The organism is Streptomyces sp. a15 (genome assembly GCF_059026085.1).
Genome location: NZ_JBWLKM010000096.1, coordinates 1 through 18633, shown reverse-complemented (window position 1 = coordinate 18633; position 18633 = coordinate 1). Strand labels below are relative to the sequence as shown.

The following is an 18633-nucleotide window of genomic DNA, read 5'->3' as shown; positions in this document are numbered from 1 at the left end:
GCGTATGAGCGCCATACCAGCCGGTGCCGACAGCCGACCGCACCGGTGGCGCGCGGGCGCCGGCCGCGCTGTCGCCGGCACCGCGCTGCTGACGGCCGTTGCTCTGCTGCCCTGGCTGTCCGGGACCGACCCCGCGCTGACGGTCCTACGGGCCCGCTCCGCCGACCAGGATCCGACCCCCGCTCAGTTGTCCGCCGTACGCGAACAACTCGGCTTGGACGAGGGGCCGTTCCGGCATCTCACGCACTGGCTGGGCGGCCTGCCGCGCGGCGACGCGGGCACCTCATGGGTGTCGGGCGAACCGGTCCTGCCCCAGGTGACGTCCGCCTTCGCGGTCTCCTTCACGCTGATGCTCGGCGCACTCGTGGTCACGATCGCCGTGGCCGCACTGATCTGCGCCCGCACTCTCCACCTCGGATCCCGGCGCCGGCTGCGACAGGGGCGCGCCGGCACCGGGGCCGCCGTCCTCGCCGCACTGCCCAAGTTCCTGCTCGCCTCACTGCTCGCCACCGTGTGCGGGGTGTGGTTGGGCTGGTTCCCGTCCAGCGGCTGGGCAGGACCGCGGTCGATGGTGCTGCCCGCGCTCGCCCTCGGCGTGCCGTCCGGGGCGATGATCGGCGGTCTGCTCGACCAGGCCCTGCCCGCCGCCTTCAAGGAGCCATGGGCGCGCACCTTTCACGCCTTCGGGTTCTCGCCCGGCATCACAGCCCGCAACGGGCTGCGCCGCGCGCTGGCCGGCGTGCTCCCGCAGCTGCTGCCGACGGTCGTGGCCCTGGTCGGCGGCGCGGTCGCGGTGGAGAAGATCTTCAACATACCGGGACTCGGCCGGCTCGCCCTGGAGGCCGCCGTGGCCCAGGACCTCCCGCCGCTGCAGACCGCGACGCTGGTCCTCGTCCTGCTCGGCATCGTGGCCGGTCTTCTCATCCAGGCCCTACGCCGCGCTCTTCTCGGACCCGCCCTCCGGGACGGCGCCCTGCCCGCGATGCACCCGCCGGCCCTCCCCCGGCGTCGCTCCACGCGCTGGATCGCCGTGACCTGTGCCGTCGTCCTGCTCACTCTGGTCATCACCGGGCTGTTGCGTGATCCCCTGAACGTGGACACGGCGGCCCGGCTGCTGCCGCCCTCCGCCGCGCACCCGCTGGGCACGGACCCCCTCGGCCGTGATCTGCTCGCCCGACTGGGCCACGGGGCCCTGCGCACCGCGGGCGTGGCCTTTGCGGTGACGGCGGTGAGCGCCGCCATCGGGCTGTGGCTCGGTATGGCCGCACAGGTGGGCGCGGGCCTGACCGAAGTGGTGTCGACGCTGCCGGCCGTCCTCGCCGGACTGCTGACGACCGCGGTGACCGGACCGTCGGTCTGGGGTGCCGCGTGCGCCGTGTGCGTGGTCGGCTGGAGCCCGTACGCCGCACAGACCGCGGCGCTGCTCGAACAGGAACGGGCGAGCGGACACATGCAGGCGTCGATCCTGTTCGGCGCCGGCCGGTGGTACATGCTGCGCCACCATCTGCTGCCGGCGGCACTGCCCGCCGTGGTGCGCAATGCCCTCCTGCGACTGCCCACCACGGTCCTCGTCCTGGCCAGCCTGGGCTTCCTCGGCCTGGGCGAGCAGCCACCCACACCGGAGTGGGGCCGTCTCCTGTCGGAGAACCAGCCGTACGTGGAACTGGCCCCCTGGACCGTTCTCGGCCCCGCCTGCGCGCTCGTCCTGCTCTCCGTCCTCGCTGTGTCCAGCTCGGCATCAGGCCTGACCGGAGTACGACGCCGCGCCCGCGGACGCGGTATCCGTCTGGGGAGCGGGTGACCTGTGTCCCCGGCGGGATTCGAACCTGCGACACCCGCTTCAGGAGTCCTGGTGGGGGTGTGGTGGGTGGTTGCGGATGGTTCCTCGGTGTCCGGAACCACCAGGTCAGAACACATTCGCCGTGAGGTGCGATCCCGCGTCGTGACGACTCGTGCCGCACTTCCGCTCACGCATCGCTCATGCATCGCTCACGCATAAAGGGCTGCCGACCAGCGCGTTCACTCCTGTGGTGCTGCTTCGTCTCCCAGGCGGCCCCACGGGGGGCGACAGAGTCGTGCGTCCACCGGCCCGGCAGGTACACGCGACGGGTCGCCGACACCGGCGATCATCTGATGGCCGAACAGGCCCCAGCCGTTGATGGCGACCTGGCGGTACGAGACCGACCTCCGGGAACGCTGATACAGGCAGGCTCCTAGCATGATCAGATGGTTGCCGATGATGCCCGGAAGTCCGAGACAGGATGGGAAGTTGTGTCCCGCGACGACGCCGACGGCGGAAGCGTTTTCCCCGAGCCGATGAAAGGAGAGGGGGACGGGACGCTTCAGCGGGTCTCCCCCGTGGATCACACGATGGCAATGCCGGAGAAAACCCTCGCCCTGTCGCCGACCTGGTCGAGTGGGCGGCCGACCTGGTCGAGCCGATCAAGCCGAAGCTGCGTGGCTGGCTCCACGCCGTGATGGTCCCGCCTCGCTGAGGGCGGGCATCGTCCTGATCTTCCTGGCCCGGACCGAGCAGGCGGCCCTGGCCTGCACCGTGTACATCGGTTGCTTCACGGCCGCACGAGCGACGGCAATACGTTGCCGGCGGCCGCCGGCCGCCGGAAAGCTCGGTGACGCGTGAATCGGCCGGCTTCTCCGTGCCGAGGTCGCCGAGCCGGGCGTGGGCTCGGACTCACCGACACCTCGCTGGGACTTCCGCACTGCCGAGGACGACGTGTGCAGGCGGCGAGCCGCCTCCGCAGAGACTCTCAGGTCCGCAGAGACTCTCAGGAAGCAGAGTCTCGCTGATGCGCGTCTCTTGCGTGAGAGTGATCTGCCACGAGTACGGCGACCCCTGCCAGACGTTCGCAGGAGTCCATCGAGAGCCGCGTCAGCGCGGCGCGGCGGCGGTGCGGGCCGCGACGAGAGCGGCGACGGGATCGTCCGTGGCGGGGGCGCAGGGCCACCATTCGGGGGTGGTGCCGCTGCCTTCGCGGGTGTAGGGGTGCCATCGGTTGTCGGGGCCGAGGCGGATCTGGACACCTTCGTCGTCGGCGGTGAGGCGGTTGCGCCAGGCCCGCAGCCGCACGGTGCGGGCGGTGTCGTCCGCACCGTCCGCGTTGTCGGGGTCGGAGAGGGCGGTGCGGGCGGCGGCCATCGCGGCGGGGTCCGGGGTGAGAGGCGCGCGGGCGACGGCGACGCCCGCGGGGCCGCCGTGGCGTCGGGCACGGACCAGGCGGGCGAAGTCGAGCGGAGGCAGCCCGGTGGCGCGTACGAGCCGGTGGAACCAGTCCTCGCCGACGCCGCTGGCTGCGAGGCGTACGGCGTCGTCGAGCGGGGCGGCGGTGAGTGGGGCGGTGTGCCCGGTGGCAAGGCCGCGGGCCCGCTGAGCGGTGTCGCGGGTGAGCGCTTCGAGGTCGTCGAGGGTGAAGGGGGCGCCGGGCGGAGGCGCGGTGGCGAGGGGGGAGGGGGCAGTCTCGGGTTCGCCGGGCGCGTTCTCGGCCGTCTCGGCGGCGGGCGGGGCGAAAACGCCGTCCCAGGAGGCGAACGCGTCGCGGGCGGGCATGCCCTGGCCCCGGGGCGTCGCGCCGTGTTCCGCAGCGGTGCCGGAAAGGGCCTGGCGGCGGGTACGCAGCGCGGTGAACACGGCGTCCTTGGTGCGGCCGCGGAGCATGAAGAGCCAGAAGGGGTCGTCGTCGAGATGGGTGGCGGTGGCGTAGCACAGTGCGGCGGCGTGCTTGCAGGGGTAGCCCCAGTCGGGGCAGGAGCACTCCGGGTCGAGGTCGCCCGGTTCGGGCAGCAGGGGGACGCCGGCGGCGCGGGCGTCGTCGACGAGATCGGCGGGCATCTCGCCGTCGAGGAGGGCGGCGGTGCGGCCGGCCTGTGCGGCGATGGCGTCGAGCAGGGTGTCCCACTGAGCGTCGGTGAGGACGCGCAGGCGCACCGCGGCGTCGTACGGCCAGGGGGTGCTGCCCTCGACCTCGGCGCGCAGCACGCCGGGCGCGGTGGTGACCGGGCCGACCATGCCCTTGCGGGCGTAGGTGCGGCCGCGGGAGAGGCGGCCGGCGTCGAGGGTGGAGGCTTCCAGGGCGTCCACCCATGCCTGTCCCCACCAAGTGGCGGCGAAGGCGCGGCTGCCGGTTCGGGGGGCTTTGCGGGCGGGAGTCATGCCTCGAACTCCTTGGAGAGCGCGACGAGTTCGGCGAGATCGGTGTCGGAGAGCTCGGTCAGGGCAGCCTCGCCAGAGGCGATGACCTGGTCCGCGAGGGCTCGCTTGGCGCCGAGCAGGCGGGCGACCTTGTCCTCGACGGTGCCTTGTGTGGTGAGCCGGTGGACCTGGACCGGGCGGTCCTGGCCGATCCGGTAGGCGCGGTCGGTGGCCTGGTCCTCGACGGCCGGGTTCCACCACCGGTCGTAGTGGATCACGTGGGTGGCGCGGGTGAGGTTGAGGCCGGTCCCGGCGGCCTTCAGGGAGAGCAGGAAGACGGGGAACTCGCCCTCCTGGAAGGCGGCGACCATCTCCTCGCGCCGGGGGACGGGGGTGGCGCCGTGCAGGTAGCGGGCGCGGACGCCGCGGTCGGCGAAGTGCCGCTCCAGGAGTCGGCCCATCTGCGTGTACTGGGTGAAGACCAGGGCGCTCTCGTCCTCGGCGACCACCGTGCCGAGGAGTTCGTCGAGGAGTTCCAGCTTTCCCGAGCGGCGTGGCAGCGGGCCGGTCTCGCGCAGGTAGTGGGCTGGGTGGTTGCAGATCTGCTTGAGCGCGGTGAGGAGTTTGAGCACCAGGCCGCGGCGGGCGATGCCGTCCGACTTCGCGATGAACGCCATGGTCTCGCGGACCTGCGCCTCGTACAGGGCGGCCTGCTCGCGGGTGAGGGTGACGGGGTGGTCGGTCTCCGTCTTGGCCGGAAGCTCGGGCGCGATGCCGGGATCGGATTTGCGGCGGCGCAGCAGGAACGGGCGGGTGAGCCGGGTGAGTTGCCCGGCGGCCCGTCGGGCCTCCTCTACGGCTTCCTCGTCGCCGTCCGTGCCGAGCGCGCCGCGCTCGATGGCCTTCGCGAAGCGGTCGCGGAAGGCGGACAGCGGGCCGAGCAGGCCAGGGGTGGTCCAGTCGAGCAGCGCCCACAACTCGGAGAGGTTGTTCTCCACCGGGGTGCCGGTGAGCGCGACCCGGGCACAAGCGGGCAGGGCGCGCAGTTCGCGGGCGGTGGTGGCGTACGGATTCTTGACGTGCTGGGCCTCGTCGGCGGCCACCAGCGACCACTTGACGGCGGCGAGTCGCTCCCGGTCGCGGCGCAGCACGCCGTAGGTGACCAGGACGAGTTCGTCCCCGACGAGGTGGTCGAGGTGGCGCTCGCCGCCGTGGTAACGGCGCACCGGGGTGGCAGGGGCGAAGCGGGCGGCCTCGCGCTGCCAGTTGCCGAGCAGCGAGGCCGGGCAGACCACCAGGGTAGGGCCAGCGGTGTCGGGCTGCTCCTGCCGGTGCAGGTGGAGGGCGAGCAGAGTGACGGTCTTGCCGAGGCCCATGTCGTCGGCGAGGATCCCGCCGAGCGTCAGGCGGGTCATGTCCGCCAGCCAGGCCAGGCCACGCTTCTGGTAGTCGCGCAGGGTGGCCGTCAGGCCCTCCGGTACGCGGACCGGGGCACGGCCCTCGGGGTCGCGCAGCCTGGCGACCAGTTCCCCGAAGGTGCCGGCCGCCTCCACCGCGACGCGCTCGCCGTCCCACGCCACCTCACCGGTCAGCACCGCCTGGAGCGCGTCCAGCGGGGCGAGTTCGCGACCACGCCGCCGCTTGAGGCGGGCCACCAGCTTCGGATCGGCGACCACCCACTGGTCGCGCAGCTTGACCAGCGGACGCCGGGTCTCTGCGAGCTGGTCGAGTTCGGCCTCGGTGAGCCGCTCGCCACCGAGCGCGACCTGCCAGGAGAAGTCGAGCAGGGCGTCGCGGCCCAGCAGGGTGTCCACGGTCGCGCCGGGCGCGGTGGCCGCCCCGATCTCCGCCCGCGCCTCAAGGGCCTTGACCAGCTCGCGCGGCCAGTGCACACGCACGCCCGCCGAGCGCAGTACGTCGGTGGCGTCCCCCAGCAGCTCCATGGCCTCCTCGTCGTCGAGCCGCAGCGCGCTGGGAGCGGCCTCGGCGAGCAGCCGGGTCAGTGGCTGCCAGGCGCGGGCGGCGCGGCGCAGCGCGAGCAGGGCCTCGGTCTCGGCGTGCGGGCCGAGCAGGCGCTGCGCGGAATCCGGGTCGGCCCACAGCTCGGCGGCGTCCAGGACCAGGGACGGGTCCGCCGCCGTCCGCAGCTGCAGCACTGCGCGGAAGTCGCGGCGCCGACCGGCCGGAGGCTCGACTCGCAGCTCCACACCCACCTGTGCGGCCCGCTCGGCCCCGGCCTCGGCCGCCCACTCGGCCAGGCGCGGGTGCAGTGCGGTGGCGCGGTCGGCGTACGGGTTGCCGGGTACGGCCCAGCCGGCGGCCGGGGAGCGCGGCAGGGTGTCGGCGAGCGCGTCGCAGAACTCCCGTACCAGGGCGGCCGGTTCGGCGATCCGCACCAGCCGGTCGTCCGCCGGGGGAACGGGCAGGTTGTGGGCGTACGGGGGCAGGGCAGCTGCCAGCGCGTCCAGATCGTGCTTGCCTCGCGCGCCGGGTGGTCCGAAGCGCCAGGTGGTGTACGTGTCGGAGGTCAGCGCCGGATAGAGGCGCCCCTCACCGAGCAGCTGAAGGGCGCGGCGGGCGACGGCCGCCCACGCGGCGACCGACGGATGGACGCCGACGTCCGGCAGGTCGAGCAGGAGGGCGAGGGCATCGCCGGGGGCGAGCGCCCACCCCTCGACAGTGCGAGTGCGCACTCCGCCACCGTGCGGCAGGACCAGCGGCAGGCGGACCCTCTTCACCATCTCCGGCGCAGCGGCCTGAGCGGGCACGCGGGGGGCGTCGGCGACGGGCCGGTAGAGCACCAGACGGCCGAGCCGGGCCGGCTGCCCCGCCTCGGCCGGCGCGAACACGGCGGCCCAGCCGCCGACGGCGAGGTGCTCGCGCGCCCAGCCGGCGGCAGCGGGGTCGGCGAGCGGTCCGGCCTCGGCGTCGATCTCCCTCACGAGCAGGCTCACTTGGTGCTCCTCTCGCTGCCCGTGCTCCCCGTAGTGCCCGCGCTCGCCGCGCTGCCCGTACTCCCCGCCTTGAACGCGGCCTTCCGCAGCCGCTTGGCCAGGGCCTTGTCGACGGGCTTGACAGCGTCGGCCAGCGCGCCGAGTACCTCGCCGGCGTGCGGATGGCCGGCCCGCCACAGGTCGTCGGCGTGCTCGGCCACCTGATCGAACGGACGCCTGCCGTCCTCGGGACCCGCCAGCAGCCTCTCGCGCAGCGCCTGTTCGCCGCCGCGGGCGAACGGCAGCGCGCCGTCCACCAGCATCCACTCCAGGCCCCATGCTTCCTCCCCCTCGGCGGGGTCGCCGATCCGGCGCAGCATCGAGGCCGCCGCGTGCGAACAGCCGGTGGCCTTCGACACCGCCGCCTTGCGCAGCACCCCCTTCGCCCGCCCGCCGCGGTCCGCCTCCAGTACGGCGGCCAGCACCCGCGGGGCCTGCAGGCGGCGCAGCGCGTCGGCCGGTCCCGTACCGTCGCAGGCGTCCACCACCTGCACCGCCGCGTCCGCCGCGGAGCGGGCCGCCAGCCAGCCCGCCACCTCCGCCGCCGCGTCCTCCTGGGAGGGGTACGAGTCGAGCGCGTCCAGCAGTGTGCGGGCGTCCGCCTGGGCGAGCGAGCCGATCACCGGTGCCGGGACGCCCGCCGCCACCAGCAGCGCACGCAGTCCGGAGCGGCCCAGCGCCGTGAGCCGGAAGTAACCGAGGGGCGGCGTGTCGTACCCACCGCCGCCCAGGCCGTCGAGCAGCAGGGTGAGAGCGGCGTCCGCCGCTGGGGGTACCTCCCAGGCCCTTTCGGGCTCTGGGGGAGGCTCGTGGTCTTCGCGTTCGGCGGCGCCGAACAGCTCCAGGGTCGCGGCGGTGTCGTCGTACTGTTCGGCGAGGAGCGCCCACACCAGCCGCCGGGCCTGGCCCTCGGGCAGCCCGTCCATGCCGTCGGTGAGGAAGCCGACGACATCCAGCCACTCCCCGTCGGGCAGCCCGTACGCCGCGAGCAGCATCAGGAACACCAGCGGCGGGGCCTCGTCGGTCAGCTCCCGAAGCGGCGACAGCCCGCCCAGCGGTCCGTCCATCATGGGGAAGGTGAGGGAGAGTTCAACCGCCGCGCCCGCCACCGCCTCCTGCCAGGCAGCCAGCAGCGCCAAGTCGTCGTCCTCGTCCGGCAGTTCGCCGCCGGCCCGCGCACGATTGCCCTCCACCTCGACGAATCCGCAGTTCAGCGCCCATTCCCAGGGCAGATCCAGCGGCTCCATGTCGCCCGCGCTACGAACCTTCGCCAGCCGCGCGGCCCGCTCCTCGGCATCTCCCCATTCCCCGGGGTCGATGCGCCACAGCTCGGCCTCCTCCACGGCCTGCCGGGCGAGCTTGGGCCGCAGCAGCCCTTTCGGGGTCAGCTCCCGCCCGCCCGTCTCCCGCCACCGCCCTTCCGCGGAAGCCGTTCGGGCCCCTTTTTCTCCGTCGCACCAGTGCCCGAGCCGCACGGCCGCCATGAAGGCGGGCACCTCGCGCACCGCACGGGCCAGCTCGGCCTCGCCGGGCAACCGCACGGCCGGCAACCGCAGGCCCACGGCACCCAGGACATCGGACAGCGACGCCTCCTCATCCGGCCCGTCGTCCTCGGCGAGCGGCCCCATGTCGCCGGGCACCGGGTGCAGACCTCCGCACTCGCACCGGTACATCCCCGACGGAGCCTGGCGCCCGCCCGACGCCCCGCGCCTCTTCTGCCGCGTGCCCGCCCGCCCGTCTCCCGCCACCGCCCTTCCGCGGAAGCCCTTCGGGCCCTTCTTTTCCCGGCGCAGCCGCACCTGCGCGAGCCCCCCGGTGACCTCGGCGGCGTCGAAGGCAGCCGGGTCGAAGCCCTCCTCGTGCAGTCCGGCCAGCACCTCGTCGTGGAGGCCGTCGTACTCCACCCACTCCTCACCGCCGTGCCGGACGACCGTGGCGGTCGGGCGCTCCCCGGCCGCGTACAGGTCCAGCAGCTCGGCCAGCCCCCACACCCCGCCGAGGTCCTCGGCGGGGGGCATGGCCCGGCGCCCACCCGCGCACACCGCGTGCTTCCCCTCACCCTCGTCAGCGGGGCGCACCGCCTCCACGGTGATCCGGTGCAGCCAGTCGTCGCCGAAGTCGTAGGTGTAGTCGATACGGTCGCCGGTGCGCGGCAGCACATCCGCGAGGACGGCCTCTTCCTCGTCGAAGACAGGGATGTCGAGGTCCCCCTGCGGGGCGTACCGCCCGCCCAGGCGGTCCTCGAAGGCGTGCAGATGCGTGTCGTCCCAGCCGAACGCCACCTGGATCACCTCGTGCAGCGACCCCAGCGTGACGTCCGAGGGCACCACCAGCCGCCGCCACACCGGCGGTTTCATCCCCTCCAGACCGACCTTGAGCTGGTGAACGGAAGGGATGTGCTCGGCGGAGCTGCGGTGGGCGGTCATGGCCTGAGGGCTTCCCACTGGTCGGAGGCGTACGCACTGGGACACACACGCATCCGCCGCCGTACGCCGAACGGCTGACCCGGCCATTCTTGCAGCCCTGAGCCATCCACCCAGCCGCTCAGCGAATTCTCGCCAGGACGTGAAACGGCGCTCAGCGCTCCGCTGGAAGTGCCGCGATGTGCCGTCGATCGGCTGCGGCATCATCGTGGCTGGTCGCGCCCCGCGGCGGTGCCGTAGATCGACACAGCCCCGCGTCCCTGCAGGGCGCTGCCGAACCGCAGCGGACTTCGCCCGACCTGATGAGTGGGGCCGGACACAGTCCGGCCACCACCCGCAGGGGCCTCCGGCGGCGTTGAGGGCACAGCAGGAAAAGACGGCACCCTCCGGGTGTGGGACATCCATGCCAACCGTGTGGTGGCCGCCGTACGCGGAGAGGGCCCCCTCGCCGCGTGCGCCTGGCTCCCCGACGGCCGCGGACTGGCGGCCGGAGGAGAACCCGGGCTGCACCTGTACGAGTTCCGAACCTAGTTCAGAGAACCCACGAGGCGGAACGTGATCGACATCCGTACGATCGTGGAGACGGCCATATCCCCATAGGACGCCCGACCAGCACAGTTCGCACTTCGACGCCGTGCGCGCCGCCACGTCTACAGGTCGAGGACCGCGCGGAGGGCGTTGTCGACGAGCTCTTGCTGTTCAGGGCCGATGTTGCCGTGCAGCGTGCCGGTTTCGAAGCGGATGGCGGAGAGCTGAAGGAGGTTGACGGCGACGAGAGAGGCGTCGACCGGAGTGGTCAGATGCACGCTCATCGCCGTGTCTGGGTGCTGTGCCGGAGCATGGAGCAGAGCATGTGGGCGACCGAGGTCATCCGAGGCGTGGAACGGGTGGCCCGCAAGCACCGCTTCGGTCTGACGGTCACCGAGCTCGCCTCCCGCGACGGCCAGGCCACGACTGTTGACGACACCATCAACCGTCGCCCCAACTGCGTGGTGTCGGTCGCCCAACTGACGCCGGCCGAACGCGCACAGCTGCACGCCAAGGGGTTTCCCCTGATCGTCTTCGACCCGGTGGACGAACTCCCCGACGACGTTCCCTTCGTCGGCACCACCAAATCCGAGGCGGCCACACCGCGACCCGGCATCTGCTGGAGCTGGGGCACCGCCGCGTCGCCATGATCACCGGTCCGGACCACCCCGTCTGCCTGACCCGCAAGGCCGGCTACCTCTCCGCGTTGGCGGAGGCCGGCGTGACCGCCGACCCGACGCTACTGGTCCAGGCCTCTCTGGTCCGTGAGCACGGGCACGCCGCAGGGCTGGAGCTCCTGGCCCGCAGCGACCGGCCCACCGCGATCTTCACCACCAACGACATGCAGGCGCTGGGCGTCTACCAGGCCGCCAGGGAACTCGGCCTTTCCGTTCCCGACGACCTGAGCGTGGTCGGCTTCGACGACCTGCCGATCGTCGCCTGGGTCGAGCCGCCGCTGACCACCGTGCACCAGCCGCTGACCGAGATGGCTGTCGCCGCTGCGGAGCTGGCGCTCACGCTGGGCCGCGGCGAGGAGGTGTCGCAGGCCGGAGTCGAGATCGCCACCACCCTCATGGTCCGCGGGAGCACGGCTCCGCCGAAGCGCGGCACACCCCGGACGGGTGAGTCGGCGTCGAAGTAGCCCGGTGCCGACGGGGCGCATCATCGACGCCGAGATCACGGTGACCTGCGCCGACGGAACCATGTTCACCGGCTCCTACCGGCTGGTGACCACGCTGACCGACGCCCGCCGCCACCCCGCTGCAGCACTCATCGGCCTCTGCCACGAACGCTGGCAACACGAGAGCGCGATGACGCGCTCCGTCACACGGTCATGCCCGGACGAAACCTCCGCTCGGGTGATCCGGCCGGCCTGAAAGCAGGAGATGTGGGCCCTGCTCACGCTCTGTCAGGCCCTGCGGGCCGTGTTGGTCGAGGCCGCCGAGTCCGTCCCCGGGACTGACCCCGACCGCTGCTGTTTCACCGTCGCCCTCCAGACCGCCCGTGACCAGGTCGTCCGGGCCACTGGCATCGTCTCTGACGAGCCCAGCCCCATCGGGCTGATCGGCCAGCGGGTTCTGGCCCGGCTCTTGCCGCCCCGCCGTCTCCGGATCAGCACCCGCAAGGTCAAGTCTCCGATGTCCCGTTACAACGAGCGACAAGCCGACGGCCGCCCCGTCCGGACTCCTACGCCTGCCGCACCTGCGGCAGCCGGACAACGGTGCGGCGCTCCCCGTCTAGGACGACGAGCGGCTCGTTGCGCTCGCGGGCATCCTTCAGGTCCTCGCGGTGCCATGTGTCCGGGGCGGCGATCACCTGCAACTGAGTGCCGCCAGGATTACGACGCCCGTGCCAGCCGCACGATCGCCGCAGTCGACTGGTCGACGTCGGCTTCTGTCGTGGCGTGGCCGGACACTGAAATGCGCATCAGGCGCCGGCCGCGCCAGGTGGTGGCGCCCACCCAGCAGGTGCCGTCATGCTGCGCTGCCTGCACGACATGGTCGGTGCGGGCGTCGTCGCCGAAGCTGACGAGGACTTGGTTGAGCGTCACGTCGTTGACCACCTCGAAGCCCGCCGCGGACAGGCCGCCCGCGAAGCGGCGGGCGAGGGAGCAGCAGCGGTCCACGAGTTCGGCGACGCCGTCACGGCCGAGTTCGCGCAGCGCCGCCCAGGTGGCGAATCCGCGTGCGCGGCGGGAGGACTCGGCGGTGTAGTCGGCGCCGCCGGCCGGAGAGCCGTCGGCGCGGGTGAGGTAGGCGGCGGTGTACGACAGGGCGTCGGCGTGGACGGCGGGGCGGGAGCAGAAGGCGTAGCCGCAGTCGTAGGGAATGTTCAACCACTTGTGGCCGTCGCACGCCCAGGAGTCGGCCAACTCGACGCCATCGACGGGGGGGCGGGTCGCTGGGCTCGCGGCGGCCCACAGGCCGAAGGCGCCGTCGACGTGCAGCCAGCCGCCGTGGGCGTGGGTGAGATCGCAGGCGGTACGGAGGTCGTCGCAGGCGCCGGTGTTCACGTTGCCCGCCTGGGTGCAGACGATCGTCGGCGTGTCCGGGTCGGACGCCAGCACGCGGCGCAAGTCGTCGGTGTCGAGGGCGCCGCGTCCATCGGTGCGGACCGTATCCAGGCAGTCGGTGCCCAGGCCGAGCAGCCGCAGCGAGCGGTCGATGGTGGCGTGGCGCTCCGCGCTCGCGACCACTCGCAGGCGCGGGGCGCCGCCCAGCCCTTTGTGTCCGACGTCCCAGCCGGCCTCGGTGAGTAGGTGCTGCCGGGCTGCCGCAAGCCCTGCGGTGTTGGCCGCCTGTCCGCCGGTGACGAACCCGGTGGACGCCGTGGCGGGGATGCCGAGCAGGTCCTTCAGCCAGCCGCCCGCCGCCTCCTCCGCGGCGAGGGCGGCGGGCGAGAGCGCGGCGTTGAAGGCGTTCTGGTCCCACCCGGCGGCGAGGATCTCCGCGGCGGTGGCCGCGGGCAGCGCCCCGCCGACGACGAACCCGAAGAACCGCGGCCCCGCGGTGGCGACGAGCCCGCTCTCGGCAGCGGCCACCAACTCGTCGACCACCGTAAGCGAGTCGGCGGGCGAGCGGTTCAAGGGGCGGGAGAACGCGGCGCGCAGGGCTGTGTAGTCCACGGGCCGCGCCACCGGCCGTTCGGGCAGCGAGCGGCGGTAGGCGGCGGCGTGCTCGGCGGCGCGATGGAAGATCCTGGTCAGCTCGTCCATGGCCGAACCGTAACCGCCCGCCCGAGCGGTGGGGAACGGCCAATGGGGGGAAGTCCCAGGCCGCGACCAGGGCCTGGCGCGAGGTCGACCCCGCTCAGCTCGGTGCTCACACGCTCACCGCCCTGATGACGCCGCCTTCCAGCAGGCGCGTGGCGAGCCCGGTGAGCCGGTCCGACCACGGCGCGGAGCGCGGTCGTCTCGGTGCGGGCCGCCGTCTGCTCGCGCAGCTGCTCCAGCCGCGTCGCCAGCAGATACTGCGCGGCGCGCACCCGAGCAGCGTCGGCGGCCTTCGCCGCAGCAGCGATGGCGTCCGCGCCGTTCGGCCCCCTTCCTTCGCCTCTGCGGTGGCAGTCACTCTCGCCCGCCGCACTCGCAGGACTGTTGGCCAGGGCGATCAGTGCTCCCAGGCCGCCCTGTCGCTGCAGGATCCGAAAGCCCGCAGCACTCCAGTTTCTCTGGTTACTTCTTGACTGCGGCCATGACGTCCACGGTGGGTGATATTCCGCGGTTACATATTCCTTTGCGCGCCTTTTGGAAGCATGTCATAGATCATTTACTTACATGATCATTAAGGTCTCTCCAATCGGATGCATTTCGCCACTTTGGTGAAGAGTCCTAAAATTTGGGGGTCCTATGCTGCATGCCAGACGCATCAGACACAGACGTCTGTCCCTAGCCGTCGTGTTCTTCGCGGTGCTCGCTTGCTTCGGCCTGGCCGGCATCGCCCAGGCGAGTGCCACCACCACTGCGAGCGGTGACTTCACCGCTGTCCCACCTCTGCCAAAATCGTCGACACTCGGTCGGCTCTCGGCGTCAGCACCGCGCTCGGCGCGGCTTCCCTCAACTCCTTCCAGGTCCTGGGACAGGGCGGCGTTCCCAGTTCCGGGGCGTCGGCCGTGTCGCTGGACATCACCGCAGCCAACGCCACCTCGTCCGACAGCTACCTGGAGCTGTGGCCCGACGGCACCACCAGGCCCTACCCGGCATCCGTCATCGACTTCTCCAGCAGCGCGGACGCCAGCAACTCGGCAATCGTCGCTGTGGGTTCGGACGGGAAGATCGACGCTTATAACTCCAGCGGCACCACCGACCTCATCGTGAACGTCAACGGATACTTCGCCTCCGACGGCGCCACCACCTCTGCGTGCGGGTACGTTCCGGTCACGCAGTCACGGCTCGTCGACACCCGAGACGGCACCGGCGCCCCGCAGGCGAGGATCGCGCCCGACGGGACACTGAACGTCCAGATCGACGGTGTGGACGCCATCACCGACGAGGGGTCGGTCTACGCCAACATCACCGTTCCCTCCCCCGGCAGTGCCGGTACCCTCTACGCCTACGCCACTGGAACATCGGCGGGGCAGCCGGTCGTCGACTACAAGAGCGTCACCACGTCACAGGGCGCGGTGATCCCCGTGGGCACAGGCGGCCAGATCACCCTGAAGAACGGGTCGTCCACCCAGTCGGTCGACATGATCCTCGATGTCTACGGCTACTTCACCCAAGCATCCTCCGTCGGCGGGGCCTTCACCGCTGCCTAGGACCGGCTGCTCGACACCCGCACCTCCACTGCCATCCCGGCTGACAGCAGCGTCAGCGTGACGGTGGCCGGCAACGACGGTATCCCCACGTCTTTCGGTGCGGCTGTGCTCAACCTGACCAGGACCGGGCAGCAGAACTCCGGCTATCTACGCGTGTGGCCAACCGGGCAGCCGATGCCGTCCACCACGTCGGTGGACAACTTCCAGGCGAACACCTCCACCGCCGACCTGGTGATCGCCCAGCCCGGCAACCAGGGCGCGGTGAGCATCTACAACGCCAGCAGTGGCTCCGTCCAGCTCATCGTCGACCTGCAAGGGTGGTTCTCCATTGACGGCAACGACGACAGCGGTGCCCTGTCGACGCTACCGCCGGTTGATCCGCCGGAGACAGACCTGACGGATGCGCCAACGGACCCTGCGGCTGCCACCTCCGAGCCGGCGGCCCCTACGGACTCGCCGAGCGGCATCACGCCCGACCAGGTGTACTGCGACCCCGAGGGCGTCTACAAATCCACTTCCCTCGGGGGCAGATACATCCGCGCTATCGGCCCCTTCCAGTCCAACTACAACGGCACCAGCAAAAAGGAGAGCACCACGTTCACTGCTGAGGCCTCGGGGACCGTCGGCATCAGCTTGAGCGGATCGCTAAAGGTCTCACTCAACGAGCTCGTCTCGCGTCAAGAAGTTACCTACGGCATCAACTTGTCAGCCTTGCTGACCGCAAAACTGGGTAACTCGGCAACCGCAACCATCCCGCCGCATACGACCGTCAGTGCCAAGTATGGCGTTTGGCGACGACGTATCACCGGTACCAGCTTCACGCTGTACAGCAACTGCGTGCACTCCACGTCTTCAACAATCGTCTCCTACCCGCCTTACACCGTCGGCTGGTACACATGGCAAAGCTGAGAGGAGCCTGCACGGCAGTGACGATCGCCCTGGCAGCGAGCGTTCCGCTCATCACGGGCTGTACAGCGCACCACAGCCAGCGTTCACCGGACCAAACCCCAAACACCTCCGCGACGCCCGCCAATGCCTCTCCTGTCATTGATCTGACGATAACTCCGCCGGACATCTCCGGCTCGGCCAAAGCGCTCATTCGCCTGGCAGACAGGACAGGCTCAGAGGAGGCGGCCACGATCCAGAGCATCAAGGCCGGGACGGTTGCTGTGGCGACCGAATGCAGCGGCGAGGGGAAGACGACCATAGGCATCGGGAACTTGGCCACCTACACCATCCCATGCGCGGCCACGCCCTCAACGACTTACAACGAGATCGGGCTGGGCAGCAACAAGCAACACGTCAAGATCACGATCACGGCCGGCCCCGGAGTCCACTGGGGCTTGTCCGTCGGTTGGCGTCCGGGATATCAGAACCCGTCCTGATGCAGTTCTGGGGGTCGTGAGGCAGCCATGTAGGACCGAGGCTGGTGCTGTGACCGCATAGGCGCCGAGTTGGTGCTCACGGCTCTTGTGCCGGTTGACTGTGATGACACGTCCGATCGGTGCGGGGAGACGGGATGGCACAGCCGGTCCGAGTGCGTAGATTGACGGAGCAGGAGGGGCAGAAGCTGCAGCGGACCGTGCGCAGGGGCAGCACCAGCACGGTGCGCTTCCGTCGCGCGATGATTCTGCTCGCCTCGGCGGGCAGGGCCAATTCAAAGTCCTGGGGATCATGGAAGCGTGCAGGTCGCTGCGGTGTGACGATCCGGTCGGAAGACCGTCACGGACACAACGAAGCTGCGGTTGACGGGGTGACCTTCCCAAGTCGCCCTGCCCGTCCGGAGCTTCGATGTGCCGCCAGTCTGCCACTGTCTGCCTGACCAAGTCGCCCACTGCCGCCCAGCGCGGCGTGAGTGGTGTCGCCGAACGACTGGCCGTTCTTCGTGATCCGCGAGATCGGCGGGGACGGCGCCATTCGCTGGTATCGGTCCTGCTCACCGCCTGCTGCGCGGTGCCCGCCGGGGCTCGTTCCTATCTGGCCGTGGGCCAGTGGGCTCGCCACGCGCCCCTGCGCACTCGCCCGCCTCGGCGTGCGCGCCGCCGGCCCGCTGGGCGTGCGCCGCGCACCGTCGAGCTCCACCATCCGCCGTCTCCTGACTCTGGTATGTCCCGGCGGGCTTGCCGACCTGCTCGGATGCGACCCCGCGGGCACCCGGCACCTGGCTGTGGACGGCAAGGCCGTCCGCGGCTCGCGCACGGACACCGGCCCCGTCGCCCACCTGCTCTCTGCCGTCCTGGAAGGCGGACGGACCGTCAGCCAACTGCGGGTGCCGGACAAGACCACCGAGGTCACGGGCTTCACGAAGCTGCTGGCCCCCTGCGTCGCGCTCGCGTCTTCGACGAAGGCGGCCGCGGCCTGTACATGGGTGCCGAGCTCACCCAGCGCTGGGGCACCCGCTACACCCACGCGGGCAAGACCATCTGGGCGGAGCAACTCATCCCCGCTCCATAGCCGATCACGCCGTTCTTCGGACACCGAGCAGCACCCGTCGGTTCCCAGGTGATGACGCGCGGCTCGAATACCGCAGGGCCATTGATCACGCTGCCAAGTGGCGCGACTCGCCGCACGAGCACCGGTTCCATCCCTTGATCTTCGCAGGGAATCCCGGCCGTCAGGCCGGGCGGGAATGCGATCTTCGCCCCGGAGGCGCGAAGCGCCGGAGATCTCTGCGCCTGGGTGGTGACGGTCAGACAGGCCGCTTCTGGTTGTCGATGTAGTCCTTGACGATGCTCAGGGGTGCACCGCCGCAGGACGCGGCGAAGTAGGACGGGGACCAGAAGAATGACCCCGTGCCGATCCGGTTGATCCGGCCGGTGTACTCCGCCCGCAGATACCGCGAACTGACGCCCTTGAGGCTGTTGACGAGCTTGGACAGGGCGACCTTCGGCGGATAGTGCACGAGCAGGTGGACGTGATCGCCTTCACCGTTGAACTCCCGCAGCTGCGCGCCGAAGCTCTCGCACACGTCCCGCATGATCTCCTCGCAGCGCGTCAGCATCTCGCCGTTGAAGACCTCACTCCGGTACTTCGTGACGAACACCAAATGTGCGTGGAGGTTGTAGACGACGTGGTTTCCCGGTCTGATATCGGGATCTGGTTCCCAGCGCGGTGAGATGCGCCAATATAGTAGGATCAAGCGGACTCGACCGGAGGGGGTGGGCTGAGTTGATCCGTGCGTACAAGTTCCTCCTGCGGCCCACCGTCCGCCAGGAGCAGGCCCCTCGGCGAGATGCTGCGGGACCACTGTTCCCTCTACAACGGTGCGTTGCAGGAACGCCGCGACGCCTATCGCCACAGCTCGAAGACCACCGTCAGGTACGGGATGCAGTCCGCGCAGCTCAAGGAGATCCGGGCGTTCGATCCGGAGCGTCAGGGCCGCTGGTCGTTCTCCTCGCAGCAGGCCACCTTGCGCCGTCTCGACAAGGCGTTCGCCGCGTTCTTCCGCCGGGTCACGTCCGGTGAGACGCCCGGCTATCCGCGCTTTCGCGGGGTGAACTGGTTCGACACGGTGGACTTCCCGAAGGACGGGGACGGCTGCCGGTGGGACTCCACCCCGCACGACCCCGTCACCCGCGTCCGCTTCCAGGGCGTCGGCCACGTCAGGGTCAACCAGCACCGCCCGGTGGCCGGCCGGGTCAGGACCGTGTCGGCCAAGCGCGAGGGCCGTAAGTGGTTCGTCGTGCTCACCGCCGAACATGACCACCAGCCCGAACCGCTGCCCGCGACCGGCAGCGTGGTCGGGATCGACCTGGGCATAGCGAACTTCCTCGCGGACTCAGGCGGC

The 18633-nt window shown here is 71.1% G+C and carries 14 protein-coding genes and 3 pseudogenes; 10 read left to right on the top strand and 7 right to left on the bottom strand.

Annotated features, from left to right (window positions below; all coding sequences use genetic code 11):
- Nucleotides 1-4: 4 nt before the first annotated feature.
- Entirely contained in the window at nt 5-1801 is a 1797-nt protein-coding gene (locus tag AC5P09_RS44845; protein ID WP_493879446.1) for an ABC transporter permease subunit, read from the top strand.
- Between the two features lie 1089 nt (nt 1802-2890).
- On the opposite strand, the gene AC5P09_RS44840 is transcribed toward AC5P09_RS44845, so the two are convergent.
- From AC5P09_RS44840 to AC5P09_RS44825, 4 genes are all read right to left on the bottom strand, one after another.
- Nucleotides 2891-4168, bottom strand: a complete 1278-nt coding sequence (locus AC5P09_RS44840; protein ID WP_493879445.1) for an SWIM zinc finger family protein — start codon at nt 4166-4168, stop codon at nt 2891-2893.
- Entirely contained in the window at nt 4165-7101 is a 2937-nt protein-coding gene (locus AC5P09_RS44835; RefSeq protein ID WP_493879444.1) for an SCO1167/SCO6262 family helicase, read from the bottom strand. Before AC5P09_RS44835 ends, AC5P09_RS44840 begins: the two co-directional genes overlap by 4 nt.
- On the bottom strand, nt 7098-9566 hold the full coding sequence (locus AC5P09_RS44830) for a plasmid pRiA4b ORF-3 family protein (RefSeq protein ID WP_493879443.1): 2469 nt from the start codon (nt 9564-9566) through the stop codon (nt 7098-7100). Before AC5P09_RS44830 ends, AC5P09_RS44835 begins: the two co-directional genes overlap by 4 nt.
- 647 nt (nt 9567-10213) lie before the next feature.
- The gene (locus AC5P09_RS44825; protein WP_493879442.1) at nt 10214-10375 is read right to left on the bottom strand and encodes a hypothetical protein; all 162 of its coding nucleotides are present in this window, start codon (nt 10373-10375) and stop codon (nt 10214-10216) included.
- A gap of 39 nt (nt 10376-10414) precedes the next feature.
- Between AC5P09_RS44825 and AC5P09_RS44820 the strand changes: the two genes are divergently transcribed.
- The 3 genes from AC5P09_RS44820 to AC5P09_RS44810 are packed head-to-tail and all read left to right on the top strand — an operon-like array spanning nt 10415 to nt 11467.
- The gene (locus tag AC5P09_RS44820; RefSeq protein ID WP_493879441.1) at nt 10415-10741 is read left to right on the top strand and encodes a hypothetical protein; all 327 of its coding nucleotides are present in this window, start codon (nt 10415-10417) and stop codon (nt 10739-10741) included.
- Nucleotides 10738-11232, top strand: coding sequence for a LacI family DNA-binding transcriptional regulator (locus AC5P09_RS44815; RefSeq protein WP_493879440.1), 495 nt, complete (start codon nt 10738-10740; stop codon nt 11230-11232). The genes AC5P09_RS44820 and AC5P09_RS44815 overlap by 4 nt, the downstream gene beginning before the upstream one ends.
- A gap of 4 nt (nt 11233-11236) precedes the next feature.
- Nucleotides 11237-11467: a hypothetical protein gene (locus AC5P09_RS44810; protein ID WP_493879439.1), complete on the top strand. Its 231-nt coding sequence runs from the start codon at nt 11237-11239 to the stop codon at nt 11465-11467.
- Nucleotides 11468-11777: 310 nt separating this feature from the next.
- Here AC5P09_RS44810 and AC5P09_RS44805 read toward each other — a convergent pair whose 3' ends face one another.
- Nucleotides 11778-11906 (bottom strand): hypothetical protein, encoded by a 129-nt coding sequence (locus AC5P09_RS44805; protein ID WP_493879438.1) that lies wholly within the window; start codon nt 11904-11906, stop codon nt 11778-11780.
- 22 nt (nt 11907-11928) lie between these two features.
- Nucleotides 11929-13305 (bottom strand): pyridoxal phosphate-dependent decarboxylase family protein, encoded by a 1377-nt coding sequence (locus AC5P09_RS44800; protein ID WP_493879437.1) that lies wholly within the window; start codon nt 13303-13305, stop codon nt 11929-11931.
- Between the two features lie 896 nt (nt 13306-14201).
- Here AC5P09_RS44800 and AC5P09_RS44795 point away from each other — a divergent pair.
- The 5 genes and pseudogenes from AC5P09_RS44795 to AC5P09_RS44775 all read left to right on the top strand — a co-directional run.
- Nucleotides 14202-14846 carry a hypothetical protein gene (locus AC5P09_RS44795; RefSeq protein ID WP_493879436.1) on the top strand — a complete coding sequence of 215 codons (645 nt, stop codon included), beginning with the start codon at nt 14202-14204 and terminating at the stop codon, nt 14844-14846.
- Between the two features lie 63 nt (nt 14847-14909).
- Entirely contained in the window at nt 14910-15755 is an 846-nt protein-coding gene (locus AC5P09_RS44790; RefSeq protein ID WP_493879435.1) for a hypothetical protein, read from the top strand.
- Nucleotides 15756-15772: 17 nt separating this feature from the next.
- Nucleotides 15773-16231 (top strand): hypothetical protein, encoded by a 459-nt coding sequence (locus AC5P09_RS44785; RefSeq protein ID WP_493879434.1) that lies wholly within the window; start codon nt 15773-15775, stop codon nt 16229-16231.
- 134 nt (nt 16232-16365) lie between these two features.
- A pseudogene (locus AC5P09_RS44780) lies at nt 16366-16494 on the top strand (IS630 family transposase); the annotation flags it as partial.
- A gap of 143 nt (nt 16495-16637) precedes the next feature.
- A pseudogene (locus AC5P09_RS44775) lies at nt 16638-16844 on the top strand (transposase family protein); the annotation flags it as partial.
- A gap of 691 nt (nt 16845-17535) precedes the next feature.
- Here AC5P09_RS44775 and tnpA read toward each other — a convergent pair.
- Nucleotides 17536-17964 (bottom strand): IS200/IS605 family transposase, encoded by a 429-nt coding sequence (gene tnpA / locus AC5P09_RS44770; RefSeq protein WP_493879461.1) that lies wholly within the window; start codon nt 17962-17964, stop codon nt 17536-17538.
- Between the two features lie 50 nt (nt 17965-18014).
- On the opposite strand from tnpA, the pseudogene AC5P09_RS44765 reads away from it, so the two are divergent.
- Nucleotides 18015-18633 (top strand): annotated as a pseudogene (locus tag AC5P09_RS44765) (RNA-guided endonuclease InsQ/TnpB family protein); the annotation flags it as partial.

What these genes read in the sequence shown, in the direction of transcription:
- AC5P09_RS44845 (WP_493879446.1), top strand. Translation starts at nt 5, where the DNA reads ATGAGCGCCATACCAGCCGGTGCCGACAGCCGACCGCACCGGTGGCGC.
- AC5P09_RS44840 (WP_493879445.1), bottom strand. Translation starts at nt 4,168, where the DNA reads ATGACTCCCGCCCGCAAAGCCCCCCGAACCGGCAGCCGCGCCTTCGCC.
- AC5P09_RS44830 (WP_493879443.1), bottom strand. Translation starts at nt 9,566, where the DNA reads ATGACCGCCCACCGCAGCTCCGCCGAGCACATCCCTTCCGTTCACCAG.
- AC5P09_RS44825 (WP_493879442.1), bottom strand. Translation starts at nt 10,375, where the DNA reads ATGAGCGTGCATCTGACCACTCCGGTCGACGCCTCTCTCGTCGCCGTC.
- AC5P09_RS44820 (WP_493879441.1), top strand. Translation starts at nt 10,415, where the DNA reads ATGTGGGCGACCGAGGTCATCCGAGGCGTGGAACGGGTGGCCCGCAAG.
- AC5P09_RS44815 (WP_493879440.1), top strand. Translation starts at nt 10,738, where the DNA reads ATGATCACCGGTCCGGACCACCCCGTCTGCCTGACCCGCAAGGCCGGC.
- AC5P09_RS44800 (WP_493879437.1), bottom strand. Translation starts at nt 13,305, where the DNA reads ATGGACGAGCTGACCAGGATCTTCCATCGCGCCGCCGAGCACGCCGCC.